The 24,215-nt window shown below is 60.9% G+C and carries 19 protein-coding genes; 7 read left to right on the top strand and 12 right to left on the bottom strand.

Translation table 11 applies throughout. The features are described from left to right. Window positions 1-175 precede the first annotated feature (175 nt). A complete protein-coding gene (locus NW827_RS09375) occupies window positions 176-1,465 on the bottom strand; it encodes an HD domain-containing protein (protein ID WP_414403908.1) in 1,290 nt (429 codons plus the stop codon). A gap of 198 nt (window positions 1,466-1,663) precedes the next feature. Between NW827_RS09375 and NW827_RS09370 the strand changes: the two genes are divergently transcribed. Then, the gene (locus NW827_RS09370; protein WP_414503611.1) at window positions 1,664-2,557 is read left to right on the top strand and encodes an SGNH/GDSL hydrolase family protein; all 894 of its coding nucleotides are present in this window, start codon (window positions 1,664-1,666) and stop codon (window positions 2,555-2,557) included. An 18-nt stretch (window positions 2,558-2,575) separates the two neighbouring features. Here NW827_RS09370 and NW827_RS09365 read toward each other — a convergent pair whose 3' ends face one another. Beyond that, a complete protein-coding gene (locus NW827_RS09365; RefSeq protein ID WP_414360278.1) occupies window positions 2,576-4,426 on the bottom strand; it encodes a ribonuclease J in 1,851 nt (616 codons plus the stop codon). Window positions 4,427-4,666: 240 nt separating this feature from the next. Next, a complete protein-coding gene (dapA, locus tag NW827_RS09360) occupies window positions 4,667-5,587 on the bottom strand; it encodes a 4-hydroxy-tetrahydrodipicolinate synthase (RefSeq protein WP_414403910.1) in 921 nt (306 codons plus the stop codon). A gap of 272 nt (window positions 5,588-5,859) precedes the next feature. Between dapA and NW827_RS09355 the strand changes: the two genes are divergently transcribed. Further along, the gene (locus NW827_RS09355) at window positions 5,860-6,486 is read left to right on the top strand and encodes a nitroreductase family protein (protein ID WP_414360284.1); all 627 of its coding nucleotides are present in this window, start codon (window positions 5,860-5,862) and stop codon (window positions 6,484-6,486) included. A gap of 71 nt (window positions 6,487-6,557) precedes the next feature. On the opposite strand, the gene trpD is transcribed toward NW827_RS09355, so the two are convergent. The 4 genes from trpD to purN all read right to left on the bottom strand — a co-directional run bounded on the left by trpD (window position 6,558) and on the right by purN (window position 8,991). After that, on the bottom strand, window positions 6,558-7,589 hold the full coding sequence (trpD, locus tag NW827_RS09350; protein WP_414403911.1) for an anthranilate phosphoribosyltransferase: 1,032 nt from the start codon (window positions 7,587-7,589) through the stop codon (window positions 6,558-6,560). Between the two features lie 70 nt (window positions 7,590-7,659). Next, on the bottom strand, window positions 7,660-7,812 hold the full coding sequence (locus NW827_RS09345) for a hypothetical protein (protein WP_414503610.1): 153 nt from the start codon (window positions 7,810-7,812) through the stop codon (window positions 7,660-7,662). A gap of 273 nt (window positions 7,813-8,085) precedes the next feature. Further along, complete coding sequence (locus NW827_RS09340; protein WP_414403913.1) at window positions 8,086-8,295, bottom strand: hypothetical protein; 210 nt, start codon at window positions 8,293-8,295, stop codon at window positions 8,086-8,088. 48 nt (window positions 8,296-8,343) lie between these two features. After that, window positions 8,344-8,991, bottom strand: coding sequence for a phosphoribosylglycinamide formyltransferase (gene purN / locus NW827_RS09335; protein ID WP_414403914.1), 648 nt, complete (start codon window positions 8,989-8,991; stop codon window positions 8,344-8,346). Between the two features lie 124 nt (window positions 8,992-9,115). On the opposite strand from purN, the gene carB reads away from it, so the two are divergent. Together carB and psbA are read left to right on the top strand one after the other, a co-directional pair. Continuing rightward, a complete protein-coding gene (carB, locus tag NW827_RS09330; protein ID WP_414403915.1) occupies window positions 9,116-12,340 on the top strand; it encodes a carbamoyl-phosphate synthase large subunit in 3,225 nt (1,074 codons plus the stop codon). A 330-nt stretch (window positions 12,341-12,670) separates the two neighbouring features. Then, the gene (gene psbA / locus NW827_RS09325) at window positions 12,671-13,729 is read left to right on the top strand and encodes a photosystem II q(b) protein (protein WP_414403916.1); all 1,059 of its coding nucleotides are present in this window, start codon (window positions 12,671-12,673) and stop codon (window positions 13,727-13,729) included. On the opposite strand, the gene NW827_RS09320 is transcribed toward psbA, so the two are convergent. The 3 genes from NW827_RS09320 to NW827_RS09310 form a co-directional block, all read right to left on the bottom strand. Further along, window positions 13,726-15,549, bottom strand: a complete 1,824-nt coding sequence (locus tag NW827_RS09320) for an aspartate kinase (protein WP_414360297.1) — start codon at window positions 15,547-15,549, stop codon at window positions 13,726-13,728. The two genes, psbA and NW827_RS09320, sit on opposite strands and share 4 nt — an antisense overlap. Window positions 15,550-15,594: 45 nt before the next feature. After that, the gene (locus tag NW827_RS09315) at window positions 15,595-17,118 is read right to left on the bottom strand and encodes a site-2 protease family protein (RefSeq protein ID WP_414403917.1); all 1,524 of its coding nucleotides are present in this window, start codon (window positions 17,116-17,118) and stop codon (window positions 15,595-15,597) included. A gap of 168 nt (window positions 17,119-17,286) precedes the next feature. Continuing rightward, a complete protein-coding gene (locus NW827_RS09310; protein WP_414503609.1) occupies window positions 17,287-17,541 on the bottom strand; it encodes a DUF751 family protein in 255 nt (84 codons plus the stop codon). 430 nt (window positions 17,542-17,971) lie between these two features. On the opposite strand from NW827_RS09310, the gene NW827_RS09305 reads away from it, so the two are divergent. Both NW827_RS09305 and NW827_RS09300 read left to right on the top strand, forming a co-directional pair. Further along, complete coding sequence (locus tag NW827_RS09305) at window positions 17,972-18,442, top strand: hypothetical protein (RefSeq protein ID WP_414360304.1); 471 nt, start codon at window positions 17,972-17,974, stop codon at window positions 18,440-18,442. A 365-nt stretch (window positions 18,443-18,807) separates the two neighbouring features. Continuing rightward, on the top strand, window positions 18,808-19,182 hold the full coding sequence (locus NW827_RS09300; protein WP_414360307.1) for a hypothetical protein: 375 nt from the start codon (window positions 18,808-18,810) through the stop codon (window positions 19,180-19,182). Between the two features lie 92 nt (window positions 19,183-19,274). Here NW827_RS09300 and NW827_RS09295 read toward each other — a convergent pair whose 3' ends face one another. Beyond that, window positions 19,275-21,164, bottom strand: a complete 1,890-nt coding sequence (locus NW827_RS09295; protein WP_414360309.1) for an ABC1 kinase family protein — start codon at window positions 21,162-21,164, stop codon at window positions 19,275-19,277. A 270-nt stretch (window positions 21,165-21,434) separates the two neighbouring features. On the opposite strand from NW827_RS09295, the gene NW827_RS09290 reads away from it, so the two are divergent. Continuing rightward, window positions 21,435-23,528, top strand: a complete 2,094-nt coding sequence (locus NW827_RS09290; RefSeq protein WP_414403920.1) for a caspase family protein — start codon at window positions 21,435-21,437, stop codon at window positions 23,526-23,528. Here NW827_RS09290 and NW827_RS09285 read toward each other — a convergent pair. After that, on the bottom strand, window positions 23,525-24,215 hold a 691-nt coding region (locus NW827_RS09285), incomplete at its 5' end, for a DUF1614 domain-containing protein (RefSeq protein ID WP_414503608.1). The two genes, NW827_RS09290 and NW827_RS09285, sit on opposite strands and share 4 nt — an antisense overlap.

Raw genomic sequence — 24,215 nt, 5'->3', positions numbered from 1 at the left:
CCGCTCGAGGGCCGCTGCGAGCTCTGCCGCTTGCTGCGGCAAGGGATCCCGCCCGCAGCGCCACCAACGCAATCGCCAGGGCCGTTAGCGACAGAACCCCTGCCAGGATCTCCGGGATCCCCACTCTTGCTTGCTTCCCTCTCTGTACGGATTTGCCCACGCCCTGGTCTTGGGACTAGGCAGACAAGGCCCTCTCTACAATATCGCTGTAGGGGCGGGGGAAGATCAGCCAAACCTGGCTTTGCGTTTCCACCAGGGATCGCACCAGTGGCGAGAGCTGGGCAATTTCCACGTAGCCGTCCTCGGTTTTGAGTTGGATCCCTTGGTCGTAGAAGCTGTAGCCCTGGACATGGGCCGAGCGAATTCCCAAGTAGCTTTCTGGATCCAAGCCATCTTGCTGCATCTTCTGGCTTAGAGTTGCCACCAGCTCTTGGCGTCGCTCTTCTGACAAGCGGGTGATGTTGCGGGCTTTGAACAGATCCCGATCCAAATAGCGCCGCGCCAAATCGGCCAAGATGGGATCCTTCCCCGCCATGGCCCAAAAGCGAAAAGGGTAGCTGAACATCACATCGTCAGCGGCCAAATAGAGGGGCAAAGGCAGCTCGAAGGGATCCCCCTTTTGCGCCGCCAGCGCCGCCCAACACCAGGCACTCAAGATGGGATCCAACTCGATCTTTCCCTGTTGCAACAGCACCTGGGCCCGCTTGAAGAGCCGCTCCAAAATAAAGCGGGCACACAGGCTCTTGGGGTGCTGGTACACCTGGGTGTACATGAAATAGCGCACCACCAGATAGTGCTCAATGGCTCCCAGGCCCTTGCGGGCGGGAATGGAGAGGGATCCTGTCTCCGGGTCGTAGTCCAACACCGTGAGGATGCGATCCAGATCCAGGTGGCCGTATTGGGCGCCGGTGAGCAGGCTGTCGCGCATCAGGTAGTCAAAGCGGTCGCAGTCCAGTTGGCTGGCAATCAGCTGCCCCACCAGCGGCAGGGGAAATTGTTTCTGCCACACCTGCTCCAGTTGGGTCGGCAGTTGCGGGTCGAACTCCGCCACCAGCGTGGCTATCTGGGGATCCTCCCGCACGATGCGGGCCGTCCAGACCTCGTGCCGGCAGCCGAAGATTTCCTCGCCGGCATGGCTAAAGGGGGCATGGCCAATGTCGTGCAGCAGAGCGGCAACCAGCGTTACAGCGCGGTAGGGGCGCAGCTCCGGGTAGCGGCGGGCCAATTTGTCAAACAGGCGCCGCGTAACCTGCAGCACTCCCACCGAGTGGGTAAAGCGGGAGCCCTCAGCGCCATGGAAGGTAAAAAAAGCGGTGTCCAACTGGCGGATGCGGCGCAGGCGCTGGAAGGCCGACGTGTCGATGAGGCGAATCAGCAGCGCCTCGACCGGATCCCCGCCATCTAGGCTAATGGCGCCGTGCAGGGGATCGTGGTAGGTGCGGGACTTGCAAAAACGCAGCGCCATACTCCCACCATACTCCCCGATTGGCTGATCTTCGGCTAGCTTGGCTGGGGGCTTCCCCCACCTCTGCAGCAAAGCTACCCTATGGGATCCCCTACTTGGCAAAAGAGGCAAGCCCCCAGACCCGTTCGGTTGCTGCTGCTCTCAGTGGCAATCGGGATGCTGGGGTGGGGGCTGACCGCTTGTTCCGAAGCCTCTAGAATGCCCAGCTCGCCCGCCCTCACCCGCTATGTGGCTCTGGGAGCCAGCGATGCCGTTGGCTTCAACGCCTCCATCTCCTGCGATGGCCCAGCCAACGCTGCCGGCACCCCCCCGCAGCGCTCAGAACCCCTGGACTGCCCCAATGGGACGGGGTATGTCCCCCGCCTGGCCCGCCTACTGCCCGGCCCGGTGGAGCTAATTAACTTGGGCCGCTCAGGAGCCGTCCTCAGCCCAGCCCTGCAAGCCCTGCGGGAAGGGATCCCGGCCAACCTGCTTCAGGACCAAGTGCCGCGCATCCCTCCCGACGCCACCCTGATTACCCTCTGGGTAGGCGGCAACGACACCAACGCCATTGTCTTTGCCGCAGCCCAACGGGTCCTGCAGGGCGAGGATCCCTTGCCCTTTATTGAGCGCCAGATCCAACAATTTGCCGCCGACTACCAAACCCTGCTGCAGGCGGTGCGGGCCCGCGCCCCCCAAGCCCGCCTGGCGGTGGCCAACCTGCCCAACTTTGCCCTGATCCCCCTGGGGCAGCAGCAGCCCAGGGGCCTGCGGCAGCTGCTGGCTTTGGTCTCCGTCGGCCTCAGCCAACGGGCCATTAACCCCCTGAGCCAGGAGGGGATCCCCGTGGTGGACCTCCTCTGCGATCCCCGCTCCTACCGCCGCGAGTCTTTCTTCCCCGGCCCGCTAGCCGATGGCTTTCATCCCAACGACCGGGGATATGCCGACCTGGCGGAGGCTTTCCTGAGGATCCTGCAGCAGCCGGTCCCACCCCAGCGCCACTGCCCCCCCTTTAGCGAGGTGGGATCCCTTGCTCCCGAGGCATTGGCAGAGCTCTCGTCTAGCAGCTTCCCAAAAGCAGAACTTTCCTTCCCCAGCCCAGGGAAGCCCTGAGAGCCAGCCACCCCCGTCTTACGAAGCCGCCACCGCCGCCGAGGAGCGCCGCCGCCGTCCCAAGGCCAGCCGTTCCTGTTCCGGCTGGGCTTCCCCAACAGGCAGAGAGGATACCGGCCCAGACTCCTCTTCAGGCGACTGCACAAAAACCAGTATCGTCGGCTTGCCGGGCAGTTGTTCGCGGACAAAGCGGCGCACCACCCGCTCCACCTCTGCCTTGAGGCCAGCCCAGTCAATCTCCAACCTGCCCCGCTCCAGCGAGCGGGCAAAGTGCGGCCATGCTTGCTTGAGGGTCTCCTCCACTAGGGGTTTCAAGTCGGATCCCTTGAGAGAGGTGCCCTCACCTGCCAGGCCCAAACTTTGCACCTGCGGCGTGCAGAGCAACTGGCCCCTGCCATCCAAGCTGATGACCACCGTCACCATGCCATCTCTGGCAATCTGCTGGCGCTCCTGCAGCATCTCGTCCATGACCACCCCATCGTGGGAAGCGGCAATCATCTGTACCCCCGTGGGCACCTTGCCGACAACAGCAATGCGCTCCTGGTTCACCTCCACCACATCGCCATTGTCGATGATCACGATGTTTTCCCGCGGGATCCCCATGCTCATTGCCGTTTCGGCGTGCTTGACCAGCATGCGGTACTCCCCGTGGGTGGGGACAAAGAACTTGGGACGGGTGAGGGCGATCATCAACTTTTGATCTTCCTGGCAGCCGTGGCCGGAGACGTGCAGCCCCTTGTCTTTGCCGTAGATAACATTTGCCCCCAGCTCCATCAGCTTGTCGATGACCCGCGTTACCGCCAGCGTGTTGCCGGGAATGGGGTTGGCCGACCAGATCACTGTATCTCCCGGCTTAATCTGCAACTGCGGATGCTCGCCGTTAGCAATGCGGGTCAAAGCAGCCAGGGGTTCGCCTTGGGATCCCGTGGTGAGGATGATTACCTTATCATCCGGCAAGCTGTTGATGACATGCATCGGCTGCAGCGTTTCATCCTTGCAGCGGATGTAGCCCAGGCGCCGCGCGTGGGCCACCACGTTTAACATCGAGCGCCCCAGCAGAGATACCACCCGGCCCTGCTGCTCGGCAATCTGCAACACCAAATTGAGGCGATGCACCGAAGAAGCAAAGGTAGTGATGATTACCCGTCCCTTAGCTTCCGCAATGGCTTTGGTGAGGCCCGGCACTACCGCGGCTTCAGAAGGAGTAAAGCCGGGTACCTCAGCATTGGTGGAGTCGCTGATAAGACAGAGCACCCCCCTTTCCCCATGCTCAGCTAGCCGATGGAGGTCAAAGCGCTCGCCATCCACCGGCGTGTGGTCAATCTTGAAGTCGCCCGTCTGGATGACAACGCCCACCGGCGTGTGCAAAGCCACGGTAAAGCTGTCGGCAGAAGAGTGGGTATTGCGAATAAATTCGGCAAAGAAGTTCTTGCTCAGGCGCACAATATCCCGCGGCCCCACGGGGCGCAATTCTGTACGATTCAGAAGACCCATATCGCGCAGTTTTTCCTCCAGCAGCGCCAGCGCCAAGCGGGGGCCATAGATGACTGGGATGTCAAATTCCCGCAAGTGGTAAGGGATCCCGCCAATGTGATCTTCGTGGCCGTGGGTAACCACCATTGCCCGCAGCTTGTCCCGGTTTTGCTTGATATAGGTCATGTCCGGTAGCACGATGTTGACACCGTGCATTGTCTCATCGGGGAAAGCCAGGCCGGCATCCAGCAGGATGATGTCGTCTTCGTAGCGGAAGACCCAGGTGTTTTTGCCAATCTCGCGTTCGCCTCCTAGCGGGATCATCTGCAGAGAGGAAGTGGGCTTGGCAGCAGAGGTCCCAGGACGGGAAGCAACCGAAGTCCGTGGTGTTGGCATACGAGCTACAGATCCTCAACAGCGACAGCTGAACAAACAAAAACCGATGCAGACAAAGCCCTGAAAGCCAGCAGCAAAGTCAGCAGGGAAAGCTGGATTTTGCTACCAGAACCTGTCCCCTCCCAGTTGGGAAAGAGCAAAAAATCCTAAAAGGACAGCTGATTTAACCACAGGTTAAATTCCGCGAAGTTTCCCCTAAAAACCTCCCTCCAGTAGAGGCACAACTCGAAAAAGATGTGGTCATGAAGCCTTTGCTGCCGCTGGTTTGGATCCCTGCGCCTCCTCGAGTAGCCCCATCTCTTGCAGTACTTGTCGCAAAGTCTGTAGAGAATTGGCCTGAAGAGGGGCTAAGGGAGAGCGCACTTGACCCACTTGCCAACCCTGCATTGCCAGCGCCGTCTTGATGGGAACGGGGTTGGTCTCAATGAACAAAACCTTAAACAGCGGCAAGAGACGTAAGTGGTAGGCTAAAGCTTGCTCGTGCTGCCCCTCAGCGTAGCTTTGGATCAATTCCTGCAGCTGCGGTCCAACCAGGTGACTGGCTACGCTGACTACCCCCCTCCCTCCCAAGGACAAAATTGGCAATGTCAGGGAGTCATCCCCAGAGTAGATACTAAAGTGAGGGGGGGTAAGCCGCCGAATTTCCGAGACTACGTCCATTATACCACTGGCTTCCTTAATGGCAACAATGGTCTCCAACTCCGCCAATTTCGCCACTGTTTCCGGCTGGAGGCTTACCCCTGTGCGGCCGGGGATGTTGTAGAGCATGATGGGCAAGTCGCTGGCTTGGGCAATAGCCTTGAAATGCTCGTAGAGCCCCGCCTGGCTGGGCTTGTTGTAGTAGGGCACCACTTGGAGGGAGCCATCCAGGCCCAACTGGGCAGCTTTTTTAGTGGCTTCGATAGCCTCGCGGGTGGAGTTGGAGCCTGTGCCGGCAATCACCTTGGCCCGCCCCCCTACGGCCTCCCGTACCACCCGAAACAGTTCGTACTCCTCTTGCCAGCTGAGGGTGGGAGACTCGCCAGTGGTGCCGCAGACCACCAAGCCATCGCTGCCGTGGGTTACCAAGTAATCGGCCAAACGAGCGGCCTCATCGTAATTGATTTCCCCCTCTTCCGTAAAGGGAGTCACCATGGCCGTTAGCACTCGACCGAAGTTCACCGATTGCTTCTCCCCCTCCACCACACCAATTGGACAACGTCACCTGGCCCTCCAGATGAGACCAGCTCGCTTCTCCATCATACCTGCCTTCGCGTCAGGGATCCCCTCTGACCAACCCCAGCTCGCCAGTTGCCCCCGGCCAAAGCAGGAGATATATTGGAGGGGGCAGATTGTTTGAACCCAGAATGTCGAGCTGCTTACCAGTTCTGCCGTTAGCCCTGGGGTGAGCAGCCCTGTTGCTCTTGAGCTGTCCATTTTGAGGAGGCCCATCCATGGACGCCCTAACTGCTCTCAAGACGCGCGTCTCCGCCGATCATTTCGATCCCAGCCGGCTTCTATCGGAAGCGGAGATCCGAGAGCTGGTGGCCTATGCTACGGAAGCTCCTTCCTCTTTCAACATCCAGCACTGGCGGTTTGTGGCCGTCACTGATCCCAAGGACAAAGAGCGCCTCAAAGCCCTGGCCTACAACCAACAGAAGGTGGCGGATGCGGCGGTGGTGTTCATTGTCCTGGGGGATCTCAAAGGCTATGAGAAGCTGCCTGAGATTGTCCAAAGGGCAGTGGCTGCGGGGATTCTCCCCCCGGAACGGGCAGAAAGCTGGGTCAACATGGCCCAAGCCACCTACGCCAACAACCCCACCTTGGCGCGGGATGAGGCGATTCGCTCTGGGGCGCTAGCGGCCATGGCCTTGATGATTGCGGCCCAGGCAAAGGGCTTGGTGAGCGGGCCGATGATTGGCTTTGACCCAGAAGGGGTGAAGCGGGAGTTCGCCATTGCTGACCGCTACGTGCCGGTGATGCTGCTGGCGGTGGGCTACCCCGCCGCGGGCAACTTGCCGCGCAAGCCCCGCCTGGGGGTGGAGGAGGTGCTGGCCTTTGGGCGAGGACGGGAGTTTTAAAACAGGGGGGCCGGGGCAGCGGAGTTGGCGGGAGGTTCCCCAGCCCATGGCAAAGGAAGCAGAGCTTGGCCTCAGGGCTGGAGGAAGTTGACCAACCTTTGCAGGCGATCCCAAGCGGCGCCGCTGGCAAGGATCTCCCGCGCGCGGGCAATTCCGGCTCTCAAGTCAGCCACAGCTCCCGCTACCTGGAGAGCTAGCGCCGCATTGAGGGCCACCACATCCCGCTGGGCAGGTTCCCCCTCTCCCTGGAGGACGCGGCTGAGGATAGCGGCATTTTCCGCTAAGTCCCCTCCCTGGAGAGCCTGGACGGACGCAGGGGTGAGATCGTAATCCCGCGGGTTCAAGACTTCCGTGCGCAGGGATCCCTGGGAGAGAACGGCCAAGTCCGTGGGCTGGGCAAGGCCAGCTTCGTCAAGGCCTTCCCGGCTATGGAGTACGATGGCTGCTTTCCGCCCTAGCAGGCGCAGAGCCTCGGCCATGACCGGCACCAGCTCCGGCGCATAAACCCCGATGACCTGCCGGTTGGGGTAGAAAGGATTGACCAAGGGCCCCAGCAGGTTGAAAACAGTGCGCACCTTGAGGGCCCGTCGGTAGGGAGCTACCGCCCGCATCGCTGGGTGCCAGTTGGGGGCAAAGAGAAAGGTAATGCCCACTTCTGCCACTGCCGCCCGCACCCGCTCCGGCTCGGCGTTGAGGTTCACCCCCAAAGCCTCCAGCACGTCCGCCGAGCCCACTCTGCCGGAAGCGGAACGGTTGCCATGCTTTACCACCGGGATCCCGGCAGCGCTGACCACGAAGGCCACGGCGGTGGAAATGTTAAACGTCCCGGCCCCATCTCCCCCGGTGCCGCAGGTATCCAGCAAGAGGGGCAGATCCAGAGGGGATCCCAGAGAAGCGCGCTGCAGCACCCGCGCCATGCCGGCCAGCTCGCTGGCGCTCACTCCCTTGGCTTGCAGAGCCGCCAAAATCGCTCCCGACACCACATCCGGCACTTGGTTGTGCAACCAGCCGTTCATAAGCTGCTCCGCCTGGGCCTCGCTGAGGGATTGCCGCTCCAGCAGTTGGCCTAAAAGCTGGGGCCAAAGGTCAGCTGTTGCCGTCATGGGTGGGGACTGGTTTTGAGAAAGCCTTCACCCTAGCATACGCCTGTTTGGGCTGCTGCCGGCAAGGCGGCTAGAGATCCCGCAGCCAAGGGAGCCAAGACAGGGGCAGCCGCCGCCAGATCCCTTCGCTCCCCGCCGGATCCAGCACGCGCCAGGCCAACAACCCTGATGCTGAGAAAAAGGTCAAGGCCAACAGCAGCGCCAGGGTGCTTTGGAGGGCCAAGCCAACTTGAGATCTGCTCTGGGCAGGTCGGGATCCCTCTTGAGGCGGGAAGGGTGGTTTTGCAGAAGTTGGGGAGGGGCGCAACGGAGTAGCAGGAAGGGGGGGCCCTGGCAGCCGCCGTAAAGCCATGACCACCGCTTGGGGTTGCTGCGGCTGGCGCATCCACCGGTTGAGCTCGGCCAGGGGTTAGGGACACCCAGTGCCTGCCTACCAACGGCCGATTGTTACTCACCACCACCAGGGAGTCTGGCTGCTGTTGGGCAAGGGCATAGGTCACTCGACAATGGCCTGCTCCAGGCGAACTCCCCGTGACTGCTGGCCAGCGTTGGCGTCCCCCACCCCAGCGCGGGCTGCCGAGACGGCAAATCCCAAACTGGACCCCTGGCGCAAGAAGGCGCGCGCTATCGATTCTTCCTGGGGATCGATAGCCTGTCGGCTCAGGCGTTCCAGCTCCGCCATCACCGCTTGTGGCAGCACCCCCACCCCAAAACGGCTCCATTCTTGCCAGAGGGCCGGGCGACCCGCCAGGACTCAACTCAGCTTGGGAAGGCGGGATCCCTCGGCTAGGCAGAGGCGAATGGCCAGGGGATAAAGGCGATGTTCCTGGACCTGGATGCGCCGGTGCAGAGACTCCACCGTATCTTCCGGCAGAACCGGCACGGCTGCTTGGGCCACGATGGGGCCGCTGTCCATTTCCAACGTGACGCGGTGGACGGTGCAGCCAGTGATTTTTACGCCGCACGCCAGCGCCTGCTCGACCGCCCGCAGGCCCTTGAAGCTGGGCAGGAGGCTGGGGTGAAGGTTTAAGACCCGCTCCGGATAGGCAGACAGCAACACCTGGGTCACCAAGCGCATCCAGCCAGCCATGATTACCCACTCCACCTGATGCTGCTGCAGCACCTGCACGATGGCGGCATCCAGCGCCTCCCGACTAGGATACTCCCGATGGTTGAGCAGGACACAGGGGATCCCTCTTCGCTGCGCCCGCTGCCGCACATAGGCCTCGGGATTGTTGGTGATAACAACGGCAATGTGGGCTGGCAACTCGCCGGCCTCGATGGCCTGGGCAATGGCCTCGAAATTGCTGCCGTTGCCGGAAGCCAAGATGCCTAGGATCCCCGGCTGAGGCGGAGCCGGGATCGCGTCAGGATTCGGCCAGAGGAGGCTGGGTAAGTTCATCTTTGACCAACAGCCACCACTTCTAGAGCCCCTCGTTCAAGGTACCCCATTCCCCTCCCTTTCGCACCCTGAGCTGAGCCTGCCTCTTAAAATAGAAGGCTGACCTTGCCACCCCAGGGATCCCATGCCGCGTCGTACTGACATTCACAAGATCTTGCTCATCGGAGCGGGGCCTATTGTTATTGGCCAAGCCTGCGAGTTTGACTACTCGGGCACCCAAGCCTGCAAAGCCCTGCGAGAGGAGGGCTACGAGGTAATCCTGGTCAACTCCAACCCGGCCACCATCATGACGGATCCCAGCATGGCGGATCGCGTCTACATCGAGCCGGTGACGGCGGACTTCGTGGCCCAGATCATCGAGCGGGAGCGCCCCGATGCCCTCCTTCCCACCATGGGGGGTCAGACGGCCTTAAATGTGGCGGTGGAGCTGGCCCGGCGCGGGATCCTGGACCAGTACGGGGTGGAGCTAATTGGGGCCAAGCGGGAGGCTATTGAAAAGGCGGAGGATCGGGAGCTCTTTAAGCAGGCAATGCAGCGGCTTGGCCTGGCCGTGCCCCGCTCAGGGTTGGCCCGCAGCCTGGCCGAAGCCAAGCAGATTGCCCAAGAGATTGGCTATCCCCTCATCATCCGCCCTGCCTATACCTTGGGAGGCACCGGCGGCGGTGTGGCCTACAACCAGGAGGAGCTGGAGGAGATCTGCGCCGCCGGCCTGGAGGCCAGCCCGGTCTCCCAGATCCTGGTGGAAGAGTCGGTGATTGGCTGGAAGGAGTTTGAGCTGGAGGTGATGCGGGATCTGGCGGACAACGTGGTCATCATCTGCTCGATTGAAAACATTGACCCCATGGGGGTACACACCGGCGACTCCATCACCGTGGCCCCGGCCCAGACCCTCACCGACAAGGAGTACCAGCGGCTGCGGGACTACGCCATCGCCATCATGCGCGAAATTGGGGTGGAAACCGGGGGATCCAACGTGCAGTTTGCCGTCAACCCCGCCAATGGTGAAGTGCGGGTGATCGAGATGAACCCGCGGGTTTCCCGCTCTTCTGCTTTGGCCAGCAAGGCCACCGGCTTCCCCATTGCCAAGATTGCCGCCAAGCTGGCCGTGGGCTACACGCTGCCGGAGCTCCCCAACGACATTACCCGCAAAACGCCGGCCAGCTTTGAGCCTACCCTCGACTATGTGGTCACCAAGATCCCCCGCTTTGCCTTTGAGAAGTTCCCCGGTGCAGAGCCGGTTTTGACCACCCAGATGAAGTCGGTGGGGGAGGCAATGGCCATTGGCCGCACCTTCCAAGAATCTCTCCAGAAGGCGCTGCGATCCCTAGAGATCGACCGCCCTGGCTTTGGCAGCGACCGACCGGAAGTCTTCCCTACCCCAGAGGAGGTGCGGGCCAACCTGCGCACCCCCAACCCTTTTCGCCTCTTGACCATTCGCACCGCCCTGCTCATGGGTTTTTCCGTTCAGGAAATTGCCCAGCTTACCCACATTGATCCCTGGTTTATCGACAAGCTGCAGGAGCTGGTGGAAGTGGAACAAGCCCTCAAGGGGCGGGAGCTGGGATCCCTGAGTGCTGAGGATCTGCGCCACCTTAAGCAAATGGGCTTCAGCGACCGACAAATTGCCCACCTGACCGGCTCCACTGAAGCGCAGGTGCGGGATCGCCGCAAGGCACTGGGGGTGATCCCCACCTACAAAACCGTCGATACCTGTGCCGCCGAGTTCGAGGCGACCACCCCCTACCAGTACTCCACCTACGAGAGCGAATCCGAGACCTTCCCCACCGCCAAGCCGAAGGTGATGATCCTGGGGGGCGGCCCCAACCGCATTGGCCAAGGGATCGAGTTCGACTACTGCTGCTGTCATGCCGCCTTTGCCCTCAGCCGTCTTGGATATGAGACCATCATGGTCAACTCCAACCCCGAGACGGTTTCCACCGACTACGACACCGCCAATCGCCTCTACTTTGAGCCCCTGACCTATGAAGAGGTGATGAACCTGGTCGAAGCTGAGCAGCCGGTGGGGCTTATCCTGCAGTTTGGCGGCCAAACCCCCCTGAAGCTGGCCCAGAGGCTGGCAGCAGCTCAGGCGCCCATCTGGGGCACTTCCCCTGACTCCATTGACATAGCCGAGGATCGCGGTCGTTTTGGGCGCCTGCTTCAGGAATTGGGGATCCGCCAGCCGGCCCACGGCATTGCCCACAGCGTGGAAGAAAGCCTGGAAATTGCTCGCCGCATCGGCTACCCGGTGGTGGTGCGGCCCAGCTATGTGCTGGGGGGGCGGGCCATGGAGATTGTCTATTCCGACCAGGATCTGCAGCGCTACATGCAGCTAGCCGTGGCAGTGGATCCCGACCGTCCTGTGCTGGTGGACCAGTTTTTGGAAGAGGCGGTGGAGGTGGATGTGGATGCCATTGCCGACCGCACCGGGGCTGTAACCATCGGCGGGATCCTAGAGCACATCGAGCAGGCCGGAATCCACTCGGGGGATTCCGCCTGCGTCTTGCCCAGCCGCACCCTCAGCCCCGCAGTGCTGCAGGTGATTCGCGACTGGACGGTGAAGCTGGCGCAAGCTCTCAGGGTGGTGGGACTCATTAACGTGCAGTACGCCGTCCAGAAGGAGCAGGTTTACGTCCTGGAGGCCAACCCGCGCGCTTCCCGCACCGTACCATTTGTCAGCAAGGCCATTGGCCACCCTCTGGCCGATTATGCCGCCCAGGTGATGAGCGGCAAAACCCTGGCGGAGCTGGGCTTTACCCAGGAGGTGATCCCACCCTACGTGGCTGTCAAGGAGGCGGTGCTGCCGTTTCACAAGTTTCCTGGTACCGACACGTTGCTGGGGCCGGAGATGCGCTCCACCGGCGAGGTGATGGGGATTGACACCGACTTTGGCCGTGCCTTTGCCAAGGCGCAACTGGCTGCCGGCCAGAACCTGCCCCTAGGGGGCACGGTGTTCATCAGCGTTAGCGATCGCGACAAGCAGGCCGTGATCCCACTGGCCCAAGAGTTTGTCAAGCTGGGCTTTCGTCTACTGGCCACTGCCGGCACGCAAAAAGTTCTGGCCCAACACGGGATCCCTGTCGAGAAGGTGCTCAAGCTGCACGAGGGCCGGCCCCATGTTATCGACGCCATCAAAAACCGCCAGATTCAGCTTATTGTCAATACCCCTTCCGGCAGCGAGGCCCAACAGGATGGGCGGAAGATCCGGCGCACGGCCCTGGCCTACAAGATCCCTTTGGTTACTACTCTGGCCGGGGCCAAGGCCACCGCGGCTGCCATCCGCGCCCTGCAGTCGGGATCCCTACAGGTGAAGTCCCTGCAGGAGTTTCACGCCGAAATTGGGAGATAGATCTCAGCCTTCTTAGGTTACCTTTCTGAAGAAATTCTTAAGACCTTCACCTTAAGAAATTCTAAAGTTCTCGGCTGGAGAAAGTGGCCTTGGCTGCCCAGGAAAAGCCGAGACCAAGGCATCAAAATCGCAACACTGATTTGCCTATTTGTATCGATACATCAATTTGTTTCACATTCTGGCTGCACACGTTAGGGATCCCTGTCGGCATCCCGAAAACTGTCTAGTTTGGAAGAAAGCTCCCCTAGGCCTTGTCGAAGGAGCTCCTGAGATCAGTTCGGCAAAGGCAGGGGGGAGGTGGCTTTGCTGAAATTTTCTAGGAGTTGGCCTATGAGTACGGTCATTCGTCGCTCCGCTGCTGCGCGGCGGCTGTGGAGTTGGGAAAGTTTTTGTCAGTGGATTACCAGCACCGAAAACCGGCTTTACATTGGCTGGTTTGGCGTATTGATGATCCCAACATTGTTGGCAGCAACCTTTTGTTTTGTGATTGCCTTCATTGCCGCGCCGCCGGTGGATATGGACGGGATCCGCGAGCCGGTGATTGGCTCTTTGTTGGGGGGCAACAACCTCATTTCTGCAGCGGTGGTGCCCACCTCAGCCGCCATTGCCCTGCACTTCTACCCCATCTGGGAAGCCGCCTCCTTGGATGAGTGGCTCTACAACGGCGGCCCCTACCAGCTCATCGTGTTTCACTTTCTCCTTGGGGTGTGGTGCTACCTTGGCCGGCAGTGGGAGTTGAGCTACCGGCTGGGCATGCGCCCCTGGATTGCGGTGGCCTTTTCTGCGCCGGCGGCTGCCGCTACAGCGGTGCTCTTGGTCTACCCCATCGGCCAGGGCAGCTTCTCAGAGGGACTGCCGCTGGGGATTGCCGGCACCTTCCACTTCATGCTGGCCTTCCAGGCGGAACACAACCTCTTGATGCACCCCACCAGTTGGCTGGGGGTAGCCGGGGTGTTTGGCGGCGCCCTGTTGGCGTCTCTACACGGCTCCCTAGTGCTCTCCAGCCTAATCCGGGAGACCTCGGAAGAGGAGTCGGCCAATGCCGGCTACCGCTTTGGCCAAGAGGAGGTCACCTACAACTTCCTGGCCGGCCACTACGCCTTTTTGGGGCGGCTGGGGATCCCAAGCCTTGGCTGGCGCAACAGCCGCTCTGTCCACTTCTGGATGGCGGCCCTGCCGACCGTAGGGATTTGGGCGGCAGCCATTGGCATTGGGGTGATGGCCTTTAACCTCAATGGCTTCAACTTCAACCAGTCCATTCTGGATAGCCAGGGTCGGTTTATCCCCACCTACGCCGACCTCCTCAACCGCGCCAACCTGGGGATCCAGGCCATGCACGCCCCCAACGCCCACCACTTCCCCCTGCTGCTAGCAGCCAAAGCCGACTAGGCTCGGTCGAGTTCAAAGGCGCGGTGGGCAGCTTGCAGAGCGCGGATTCCTTGCTCCCGTCGCACCACGCAGCTTACCTTAATCTCTGAGGTGCCAATCATCTCAATGTTGATCCCGGCGTTGGCCAAGGCAGCGAAAAAGCGCGCGGCGACGCCGGGATAAATTTCCATGCCGGCGCCGACGATGCTCACCTTAGCGATATCGTGGTCGGCTTCGACCCCCGCCGCCTGCAGCTCCTCGGCCACCTGCCGGCACACGGCCTCAGCCGCCAGCGCTTGCTCCTGGGGCACAGTAAAGGCAATGTCGGTGCTGGGGATCCCATTGTGGTAGCCCCGCTGGCTTTGGATGATGGTATCGACGATAACGCCAGCTGCGGCCAGGCGCCCAAACAGATGGGCAGCCGTCCCTGGGCGGTCCGGCACCTTGCGGATGCCCAGCCGCGACTGCTTGAGATCCAGGGCAACGCCCCGCACGGGGTGGCTGCTGGGGAGGGGATCCCGGCCAGGAGCTACCGTGACCCGATGCAAGTGGGGGATGACCTGAAAGGCTTCTCCCAAGGCCAGGGCGGCCTCCCCAGCCCGCTCAGCAGCCACCACACAGCTTACCTTGATCTCCGACATGGAGATCATCTGGAGATTGATCCCGGCTTCCGCTAGCACTCGAAACATCTCGGCGGCAATGCCCGGGCGACCCATCATCCCCACCCCGGCAATGCTGACCTTGGCCACCGCCTCCTCGACGAGGACTTCCCTACACCCCAGCTCCTGGCCCACCTGCTGTGCCACGGCTGCCGCCTGGGCTGCCTGCGCCCGGCTGACGGTAAAGGCAATGTCGTTGGTAGGGGATCCCTCGGCTGCACTGAGGTGGAGCGACTGCAGGATTAAATCGACGTTGATCCCGGCTGCCGCAATTTCCTGGAACAGCTGAGCGGCAATGCCCGGGCGATCCGGCACTCCCACCAACACCACCTTGGCCTGATCCCAATCCAGCTCCACCGTATCCACTGCCCGGCCCAGCTCAATGCTACTATCGGCGGGGCGAGGGCGGGGAGGAGGAGAAAGAATGAGGGTGCCCTCGGATCCTGCCTGCAAGGGCTCCAGGCTGGAGCGCACCCGCAGCTTGACGCCGTAGTTGCGGGCAATTTCTACGGAGCGGGGGTGGAGCACCTGCGCTCCCAAGCTGGCCAGCTCCAGCATCTCGTCAGCAGTAATCTCTGGCAACAACCTGGCCTCGGGTACCTTGCGCGGGTCGGTAGTAAAGATCCCTGGCACATCGGTGTAGATCTCGCACAGCTCTGCTCCCAGAGCCACCGCCAAAGCCACCGCCGTAGTGTCGGATCCCCCCCGCCCCAGGGTGGTAATTTCCAGCTCAGTTAGGCTGGTGATGCCCTGAAAGCCGGCCACCACCACCACCTCTCCCCGCTCCAAGTGCTGCCAGAGGCGGTCGGTGTGGATGTGCAAAATGCGGGCCCGCCCGTGATCCCGGGTGGTAACAATCCCTACCTGAGCCGCCGTCAGCGAAACGGCAGGATAGCCCAAGCGCTGCAGCGCCAAGGCCAGCAGGGCAATGCTTACCTGCTCGCCCGTGGAAAGGAGCATGTCCCACTCCCGCCACTGGGCCGGCGTGGTCGGGGATCCCTGGAGGATCTGTTCCCCCAGTTCCACCAGGCGGTCTGTTTCCTCTCCCATCGCTGAGACCACCACCACCACCCGCTGGCCCTGATCCACCGTGTGGGCCACCCGCTGGGCCACGGCCTGGATGCGCTCAATGGAGCCGACAGAGGTGCCGCCGTACTTCTGGACAATTAAACCTGCTGGCATGGCTAGGGCTGAGCTGGTTAGGCGTGGTTTGGATCCTACCCCGAACTAGGCCAAGCCCAACCAAGTTTGCAAAAAGGGTGGCACCGGCAGCAGGATCAACACCAGCAACGTCAGCATCCCCAGCCCCAGCAGCTCCCGCCCCTCATCCAGCTCAGTGACGTCGTTGAGGGCCGGCTCGTCGGCACTGGAGATAACAAACAGCAGCAGCGCCCACAATAACAGCCAGGGCTGCACCGTCAAGGCCAGCAGCAGCACCAGCCAGCGAGTTACTCGCCCCACATTGGCCCCCATCTGCTGGCCATAGACGGCGTGGACAAGGTGGCCCCCATCCAGTTGGCCCACCGGCACCAGGTTAAAGGCAACCACCACTAGACCCAGCCAGCCGGCAAAGGCCAAGGGGTGCAGATCGATCACCTGGCCCGGCTGCAATTGATCCCCTAGCACCATACGCGCCAGGATTGCTAGCAGCACCGATAGGCGTGGATCGATGCGATGGAAGCTAATCGGGGTCGGCTGCCCCTCTGGCACTGCCGGAGGATCCGCAGGCGTCGAAAAGACTAGCCCCAGGAGCAACATTGCCAAAGCAACGAGGCTGCCTGCCAGCGGCCCGGCAACGGCAATGTCAAACAGCACCTTGCGGTTGGGCACCGGTTCTTTCAGCTCAATGAAGGCCCCAAAAGTTCCCAGAACAAAAGGCACCGGAATGAAGTAGGGGAGCGAGGTTTTGATGCCGTGGCGGCGGGCCACCCAGTAGCGGATCCCCTCATGGGATCCCAGAATGGCCAGGATCCCCACTGCATAGGGCAGCCCTTGTAGCAGCGAGGGCAAATGCAGCAACCGATCAGGGCTGACCCCAGCCGCCTGGGCGCCGGCAGTTAGAGTTGTCCAAAAGGTAAACAGCAGTAGCCCCAGCGCCAGCAGAGGCCATTCTTCCTGACGGGTTAGGGAGCGCCGCGCCGCTGGGTTGGGCACCAGAGCAAAAAAAGGCTTGCCGGCAAACCCCTCCTGGAGCACCACTAGAAAGCGCTTGCCAAAGGTGGTTTCCACATTCCGCTGCACCCGCTCATAGGCTTCGGTGGGATCCGCCCGCAAATTGCCGCGGCAGATGATGGCCTGAGGGCGGTATTCCACGCTTTGCAGATAGAAAACGTTCCAAGGAAAGCAGCGATTGAGCTTTTCCCGCGACACCTCAGCGATGGAAAGGGGAGCAGCCGCAGCCCCTTCCTCCTCGTCTTCCTCTCTCTCCAGCAAAGGCTCCTGCTCTGGTTCGGGATCCCGCTCGAGCGGGGTGTTTTCCGCCCGAGGCGGAGGGCTTGCTGGTGGAGGCGGGAGACGCCCCCGCCGCACCAGGGTCATGCTGGCAAAGTAAGAAGCCAAAAACAGCCCCAACATCAGCAAAGGGGGCATTTCGTACTGAAACACCTGCCGCCCCAGCACCCAAATCAGGGGGGGCAGCATCATCACCAGCCACAGGATCCGCCACGGCACCTTGGAGAGGCGGGCCACGCTTTTTTGTAGCAGCAGGTAGGTCGTTGAACCCACCAGCGCCAACAGGATCCAATCTGCCATGAGCTCAAATATGGAGATACCCCTACCAAGCTAGCGGCAAACCTCCTCCGCTTGCTACCGCCACCCCTAGGGATCTCTTAGGAGCTTGCTCGGCTTAAAGCAGCACCCGGATCTAAGCAGGCGGTGGGGGGCACTTGCTTTTGTAAGCGACGGAGAGGATCCTCCCCCTCAGCCCAACATCCAGGCTGGAAGCAAGGGATGCCCCGTCATTGCCCGCAGGGTGAAATAGACAAACAGCAGCAGAGCCAGGGCTCCCAGCGTCACCAGAGCCCCTGCCGTCCGGCTTTTGCGATACAGGTTCACAAAGGGCTGGAGGCCAGCCCAGATCCCTCCTAGCAAGACAGTAATGAAGTAGGTAGGGTAGCGGGAGACATTCTCCACAAATTGATCTTCTAATCGGCGGGGAGGCTGCGGCTGGGGCATGGGCAGAAAGCAATCCAAGTCCACTCCCTATTGACACTCCCCTGACTAGTCGCGAAGCAAGACGTAGTCCTTAGTCAAGGGATTCTTACGCAGTCCACAGAGGGACTCGTAAAGGCGCTGTCAAAACGCCCCTAGATGGTTGGCTCCGCTTACTTGTTGACTTACAGCCCTGTCCGGATTTTTTACCGGGGCAGGTGCTTGCCTAGGAGCAATTGTAGCATTGGCAAGCGACTCAAGTCGCTTAAGGACTATGTCCCGCTAACGCGAGCGGGCTTTTCCGCCCCGCACTAACCGCTGGCTGAAGCAGCAGGAAACCTGATATGGATATGGTAGGGGTTATCCGGCCTCCTTTGCTGGACTAATGCAAGAATTGTCCTCTGATGCCTTCAATCGTGCTGGGGAGCTGCCTGGGGATCAGGCCCTGGCATTAATGCGTGTTCAGGAGGCCCTGGATCAACTGGAGGCGGCCATTCTCAGCAGTCCTCGTTTGTTCTGGTCTCGCACCCTCATAGACGAAGAAAAGATCCTGGAGCAGTTGGACTTCATTCGCCTTACCTTGCCCACTGCTTTGGAGGAAGCTGAGGAAGTGCTGCGCCAGCGGGATCAGATCTTGGCGGAGGCCCATCGCTACGCCCAGGAAATCGTGGCCATGGCCCAGCGCCGGGCCGAGCAGCTTGTTAGCGAATCAACCATCCTCCGCCAAGCCCAAGCTCAAGCGGAACAGTTGTTGCGGCAAACCTACCAACAGAGCGAGGAAGTGCGGCGACAGACCCTCCAAGAGTCAGAGCGTCTCCAGCGGGAGGCCCACCGCTACGTGGATCAGGTTTTACAGGATCTGGAGATGCGGCTGCTGGAGTCGCTGCGGGTGCTCCGCAACGGCCGACAAAACCTGCAAACCTGAGCTTGCTTCTGGCTAAGGAGTGTTCACCTGTCCGGTTTTAAGTCATATTAAAAGTAACATCCGGACTTCCCTACTCTGCAGACTGGGGGTAACCAAGCCCCGTTAGGCAAAACGAAGCCAAGTCCTGGATGTGTGGCCAGGAACTCGATGCGCTGGAGATTGCCGCGGCAGGCAAGGGATCTCAAGCTTTGGTGGCAAGCTGGCGCAGTTTTTCCCTCGCTGGACTGAGAGCGTGTGTCCCTACTTCTCAGCGATTGCTCCAGGACTGTACCCATCGAGCTACCTTCCGCAGCGGGCTCTTGCTTCAGCCTGCGAGTTCTGGCTTTTGTCCCTTCTGGGAGTCCCTTAGTTGTCTAGGAGATTCTATGGCCATTGAACCGAAAGCTCGTAAGAACCGCGAAAGTGCTAAATCTCGTTCTCGCAGCCGTCGTCATGAGCCAACCAAAGCCAGCAATTCAGACGCTAGCCTTTCCCTGCCGAAGTTGATCCAAGAAAACGCCGTGCTCCAGTCCCGCAGTCAGTTGTTGCTGATGTACAGTGACTTTCAAACCGAAATGCCCAACGATGGCAAGACAGGCGTTGGCACCTGGCTGCGAGCTCGCCTCAAAGAGCACGGCATGCCTAGCCTACTGCGTTTTGGCCCGCGCTCCTGTCCCCAAGTTTTCCGCCGCGATGAATTTTCCGAGTGGATGATGCTAGCTCTCAACACTCCCAGTCCCAAAAACGACAGCGCCCAGTAGGGGAAGCTGAGGCAGCAAACTAGACTAGGGGGTTGGCTGGGGAAGTTCTGCAGCAAGCAAAGCTAGCTCGAATTTCCCCAGCTTGCCTACCCCTACGCTACGGAAGCGGAGAGGCGAGTCGCTGGTTTGGGGGATCCCGTTCGCCCATCTAGGGAGGCTGGTGGCTCCTTCTCCTCCTCCGCCAGCAACAAGTCTCGGATTAGACGGGCTGCCAGGCGCTGCAACCAGCGGGAGGCCAGCTGCTGCCCCAGTTGTTGGGCCTCCGGTCTAGTGGCTACCTTGGCCACCAGAGGCAGAAGTTGCAGCGGCTGAAAGGCTGGGTTGCTACTGAGGATGGCCCACAGACGCTGCAGATGGGCCAAGCCGTCTGCAGCTCCGTTTCCTGAGCTGGAAAAGAGGATATCCACCAGGTGCTCTCGCAGGAAAGCTCCCCGCTCAGAAAAGAGGAAGTCAATGGCTTTTTCCAGGGATCCCTGCAGGTCAAAATCCTCGCTGTTGACGGCATTGCGCAGCAGATTCTCCAGGCGGTTCCAGCGAAATTGCCCCTGGTTAAACAGCAGCTCCCGTAGAGACTCGCGCAGCTCTGGAGCGGGGTCGGTGAGGAGCCGCTGGGCGACGTAGGGATAGGCCACGCTCAACACTTTGAAGTTGGGATCCAAACCAATGGCGATCCCCTCTAAGGTGAGCAGAGAGCGGATGATGAGGGCGTAGTAGGCAGGTACGCGGAAGGGGAAGTCGTACATCACCCCCGAGAGCCTGTCAGTAATACTTTTGAAATTTAGCTCCGCCACGGAGCTGCCCAAGGCTTCTGCAAAGACAGCCTCTAGGGCGGGAATGATGGGCGTGAGGTCAGTATCGGGATCTAGGAATTCCAGATCCACATAGTCCTGGGCCAGGGCAACAAAATCCCGGTTCACCAAGTGGACAATGGCCTTGATGAGGCCGTAGCGCTGGTGGGGCTGGATGGTGCTCATCATCCCAAAGTCAATGTAGGCCAGCCGCCCGTCGTACATGGCTAAGAGATTACCGGGATGGGGATCGGCATGGAAAAAGCCGTGCTCCAAAAGCTGCTTAAGGGAGCAGTTAACCCCAATCTCGATCAGGTGCCGCCCGTCCAAACCTGCCGCCGTGATCTTGTCAAGCTGGGTTAGCTTGATGCCGTCGATCCACTCCATCGTCAGCACCTTGGTGCGGGTGTACTCCCAGTAGATTTTGGGAGCGTAGATGGAGGGGTGGCGATACAGCTCCAGGAAGCGCTCGGCGTTGCGGCCCTCCTGGGTGTAGTCCATCTCTTCGTACAGCCGGCTGGCAAACTCATCGACAATCCCCACCAAGTCACTGCGGATACGGCGAAAGGTGCGCTTGGCCCAGGCGGCCAGGCTACGAACGATGTACATGTCAAGGGAGATGCGTTCAATCAAATCGGGTCGCTGCACCTTGACAGCGACTTTCTCTCCCGTGTGCAAATAGGCTTGGTAAACTTGCCCCAGGCTGGCAGCCGCTATTGGCTCGGGGCTAATCTCGCGAAAGATTTGTTCTACCGGCCGGCCGAGCTCCGACTCGATGAGGGCAAAGGCAGTGGCATTGTCAAAGGGGGGTAGCTCATCCTGAAGCTTGGCCAGCTCTTCCAGGAAAAGAGGCGAGACCAAGTCGGGCCGGGTGGAGAGGGCCTGGCCAATTTTGATAGCTGTCGGCCCCAGTTGCGTGAGGATCTCTCGCAGCCGCGCCGCGTGCTGGGGACGATTTTGCAGCTCCACTCCCCGCCAGCGATCCCACAGGACCCAGATCAACAGTCCCAAAAAGGGGGTAATCAACTGAAAAAGACGCCTCAGCACCAGATCCCAGCGCCCCCGGTATTGCCTGGCCAACTGCTCTGGGTCATAGCGCAGAGCTGGTTGCGAGGGTTGCCACCCCCCCGCCGTCACAGGTTGTTCTGCCCTCCCTGGCTGGGTTGCGGCCACTGTTGACCGTGTTGCGCCCATAGAAGTCCCGACGGATCTCGTAACACATCTTAACCTGCTGGGTTCGCAAGCGGCTTTTGGGCTGGGCGGGTGACCCGGGACGTCAAATCCCCTTGCTCTAGAGGCAGAGGCTGGGCCAAAGAAGGTCAAAAAAGGCTGGAAACTGTTCCCAGATCTCTCAAAAAACCTGGGGTGGATAAAGATATCCTGAAATAGGCAGCAACAGGTTGGGTGCAAAGTTTAGGCCAATGGGTTAGCCGTTAGGCCAAGGGGGCAACCCAGCAGGTCAGCATGGAAAGGCGGTCTTTTCTCCAAAAGTTACTCTTGGCTGCTGCTGGCCTTGGCCTGCCTCCTGGCTGGCTAGCCAGCCAGGCTAAGCGTTATGGACAAGCTTTGGCAGCCACCTCCCGCAAGTTGGCTCTTCTAATTGGCATTAACCGCTACCCTGGCGAGGGATCCCCCCTGCAGGGCTGCGTTACAGATGTGGAGCTGCAGCGGGAGCTGCTGCTATACCGCTTTGACTTTGACCCAGCAGGCATTCTCACCCTCACCGATGCCGCAGCTACGCCAAAAGGGATCGAATTGGCTTTTGCTGAGCACCTGGGCGCTTCAAGTCAGACGGCTGCAACCGTGGTGATCCAGTTTAGTGGCTATGGCCAGTGGCGGGCAGGGGCCGAGCCGAGGCGCTGGCAACCGGTGTTGCTGTTGTCTGGGTCTGAAGGCCCCGCAGCCATGGGTCTGGAGCACTTTTTCCAGCTTGTGCAAGGCCTAGGCACAGCCCAGATTACAACTGTACTTGATTGTGGCTTTACCTATGTTGCCCCCGCCGTACGGGGCAACTTGCAACTGCGCTCCCGCCCACCCGCTCTGCCAGCAGCAGCCTCCACGGTGCCAGATCCCGGCCGTCTACCCTCTGCGGCAGAGCAACAGGCTTGGCCCTCGCCGCCCAAAGGGGTGTTGATTGCCGCCACCACCCCCCAAGACTTGGCAGCGGAAGCCGCCTGGCCCGGATTCCATGCGGGAGTGCTCACCTACCTGCTGACCCAGTACCTGTGGGAAACCACGCCAGCTACGCGCCTGCTGATGGCTTTCAGCCAAGTGGCGGGGCGGCGGGAGCTGGGCCTATTTTCCTGTCAGCGTCCTACCCTCGAAGGTAGAGAAACGGCTCGGCGTATCCCCCCCTACTTTCTTACCCCTTCCCAAGGGGTAGCCAGTGGAGTCATCCAAGAGGTGAAGGGGAATCGAGCCCAGGTGTGGCTGGGAGGGATCCCGGCGGCCGCCTTGTGGAGTCTGCAGCCGGGTACTCTTTTGGCTCCCCTTGCTGCCGAACCTTCCACCGTTTCCCCGCTGCCGCTTCTGGTTCGTTCTCGCAGTGGGCTGTGGGCGCAGGTGCAGCCGGCCAATGGGGAAGGTCAATTGCCTCCGGTGGGGACACTGGTGCGCGAGCAGTTGCGCGTCCTCCCCAGCAACCTCAAGCTGCTGGTGGGCCTGGAGGAGAGCTTGGGCCGCGTTGAAAGGGTGGACCTAACCAACGCCATCGCTGGCTACAGCTGGATGGAGACAGCCAACCCGCGCGAGCGCCAGGTGGATTGCCTGCTGGGCCGCATCACCCCCGAAATGGCCGCTGCTTTCCAGGTGGATGCTTTGTCCAAGCCCTTGGAAGTTAACAGCTACAGCCTTTTTTGGCCGGGACGCGAGTTGCTCCTCAATTCCTGTGGCCCGCCAGGGGAAGCGGCAGCTACAGCGGTGCAGCGGCTGGCACCCCGTCTGGCTCATCTGCTGGCAGCCAAGCGCCTGCGGACCACCCTCAACGCGGCCATCTCGCCGCTGGCGGTGGTGGGAGAATTGTCTACCTTCAAACCCTCACGAGCGGCACGGTTTGCCCAAGGAGCCCCTGCGGAGCCAGGCATCCAGCGCTTCCTGCGCGGCGAGCCTCTCTATCTCATCCTGCGCAACGAGGGGGACCAAGATCTGTTCGGCTACCTGTTGATGGTCGATCCCGGTGGGCAAGTGCACCTGCTGGCTCCCCTGCCCCAGGACGACCCTGCTCTGCCACTGCGCCTTGAGGCCAAGGGTACCCTGACCTTACCGCCCCTGCCTGACTCTGCCGTTCCTCCCGACCTGCTTACCTGCCATGCCCAGGGGTTGACTGAGCTATTGTTTGTGGCCAGTACTCGCCCTTTATCGACCAGCTTGGAAGCCCTCAAAGCCATGGTCCGTCAGCAGGGGATAACCCGTTCGCCGATGTTGCTCAGCAAACCGCTGGAGTGGACGCAGATGCTGCTAGAAGAGCTGACCCGTCGTCCGCCCGAAGGGGATCCCGATCTGCGCTGGCTGGATCCCAGCCAGGCTGTTACCCTTTCCCTCACCTATTTGCTGGTCTAGCTCAGCAACAGGGCAAACAGACCACAGAGGGCAATGCCATCGAAAACGCCGGCCCCGCCAATGCTGAGAATGCCCGAGCAATTGCGCCGCAGCACTTCCGGCAGGTGCAGCAGATCCGCTCCAATCACTGTGCCCAAAACCCCGCCGGCAAAGGCCACCGCCGGCGCCTGATCCCCGGCCCAGAATAGAGCGGCTAGGGCTGCCGTGGCCGGCGCAACTAGCGGATTCATCTGAATGCCGATCCCGGGCACCACGTGGGAAGCGTAGTAGCTGACCACCGTTACCAGTGCCGTTACAGCCAGGATCAACAGCCCATCAGCCCGGCCAAATTGATATAGGGCCAAGAGCACCGGGATCAGCCCTCCACCCACGTTGAGGGCAATCACCGTCTCCTGGGAGATTTTGGCCAACGGGATCCCCCAAAATTGCCGCATCCACAGGCTGGCCAGATCCTCTACCAGAGTTACCTCGCACTTGACGCGATAGAGAGGAATATTGACCGAGCTGCCCACCAGGATGGCTAGCAGCAGCAACAGCGCCCCCTCCCGCGAGAACCCCAGCTTCTCCACCGCCAGCGCCACCACGTCCACCGCTAGCCCCAGCCAGAGGAAGGGCAGCAGCAGCACCAGCATCAAAAACAGCAACAGCGAGAACGGTAGGTAGAACATGGCAGGGATCCCAGGCTTT

Source organism: Synechococcus sp. H70.1 (assembly GCF_047502705.1).
GTDB lineage: Bacteria > Cyanobacteriota > Cyanobacteriia > Thermostichales > Thermostichaceae > Thermostichus.
Note: the sequence above shows the minus strand (reverse complement) of the source record. Positions and strands in the feature narration are given on the sequence as shown.

Coding starts and splice junctions, on each gene's coding strand:
- NW827_RS09315 (WP_414403917.1), bottom strand. CDS start 17,118: ATGGCAGATTGGATCCTGTTGGCGCTGGTGGGTTCAACGACCTACCTG.
- NW827_RS09370 (WP_414503611.1), top strand. CDS start 1,664: ATGCCCAGCTCGCCCGCCCTCACCCGCTATGTGGCTCTGGGAGCCAGC.
- trpD (WP_414403911.1), bottom strand. CDS start 7,589: ATGACGGCAACAGCTGACCTTTGGCCCCAGCTTTTAGGCCAACTGCTG.
- carB (WP_414403915.1), top strand. CDS start 9,116: ATGCCGCGTCGTACTGACATTCACAAGATCTTGCTCATCGGAGCGGGG.
- NW827_RS09290 (WP_414403920.1), top strand. CDS start 21,435: ATGGAAAGGCGGTCTTTTCTCCAAAAGTTACTCTTGGCTGCTGCTGGC.
- NW827_RS09320 (WP_414360297.1), bottom strand. CDS start 15,549: ATGCCAGCAGGTTTAATTGTCCAGAAGTACGGCGGCACCTCTGTCGGC.
- NW827_RS09355 (WP_414360284.1), top strand. CDS start 5,860: ATGGACGCCCTAACTGCTCTCAAGACGCGCGTCTCCGCCGATCATTTC.
- NW827_RS09310 (WP_414503609.1), bottom strand. CDS start 17,541: ATGCCCCAGCCGCAGCCTCCCCGCCGATTAGAAGATCAATTTGTGGAG.
- NW827_RS09305 (WP_414360304.1), top strand. CDS start 17,972: ATGCGTGTTCAGGAGGCCCTGGATCAACTGGAGGCGGCCATTCTCAGC.
- NW827_RS09295 (WP_414360309.1), bottom strand. CDS start 21,164: ATGGGCGCAACACGGTCAACAGTGGCCGCAACCCAGCCAGGGAGGGCA.
- NW827_RS09375 (WP_414403908.1), bottom strand. CDS start 1,465: ATGGCGCTGCGTTTTTGCAAGTCCCGCACCTACCACGATCCCCTGCAC.
- purN (WP_414403914.1), bottom strand. CDS start 8,991: ATGAACTTACCCAGCCTCCTCTGGCCGAATCCTGACGCGATCCCGGCT.
- psbA (WP_414403916.1), top strand. CDS start 12,671: ATGAGTACGGTCATTCGTCGCTCCGCTGCTGCGCGGCGGCTGTGGAGT.
- NW827_RS09365 (WP_414360278.1), bottom strand. CDS start 4,426: ATGCCAACACCACGGACTTCGGTTGCTTCCCGTCCTGGGACCTCTGCT.
- NW827_RS09300 (WP_414360307.1), top strand. CDS start 18,808: ATGGCCATTGAACCGAAAGCTCGTAAGAACCGCGAAAGTGCTAAATCT.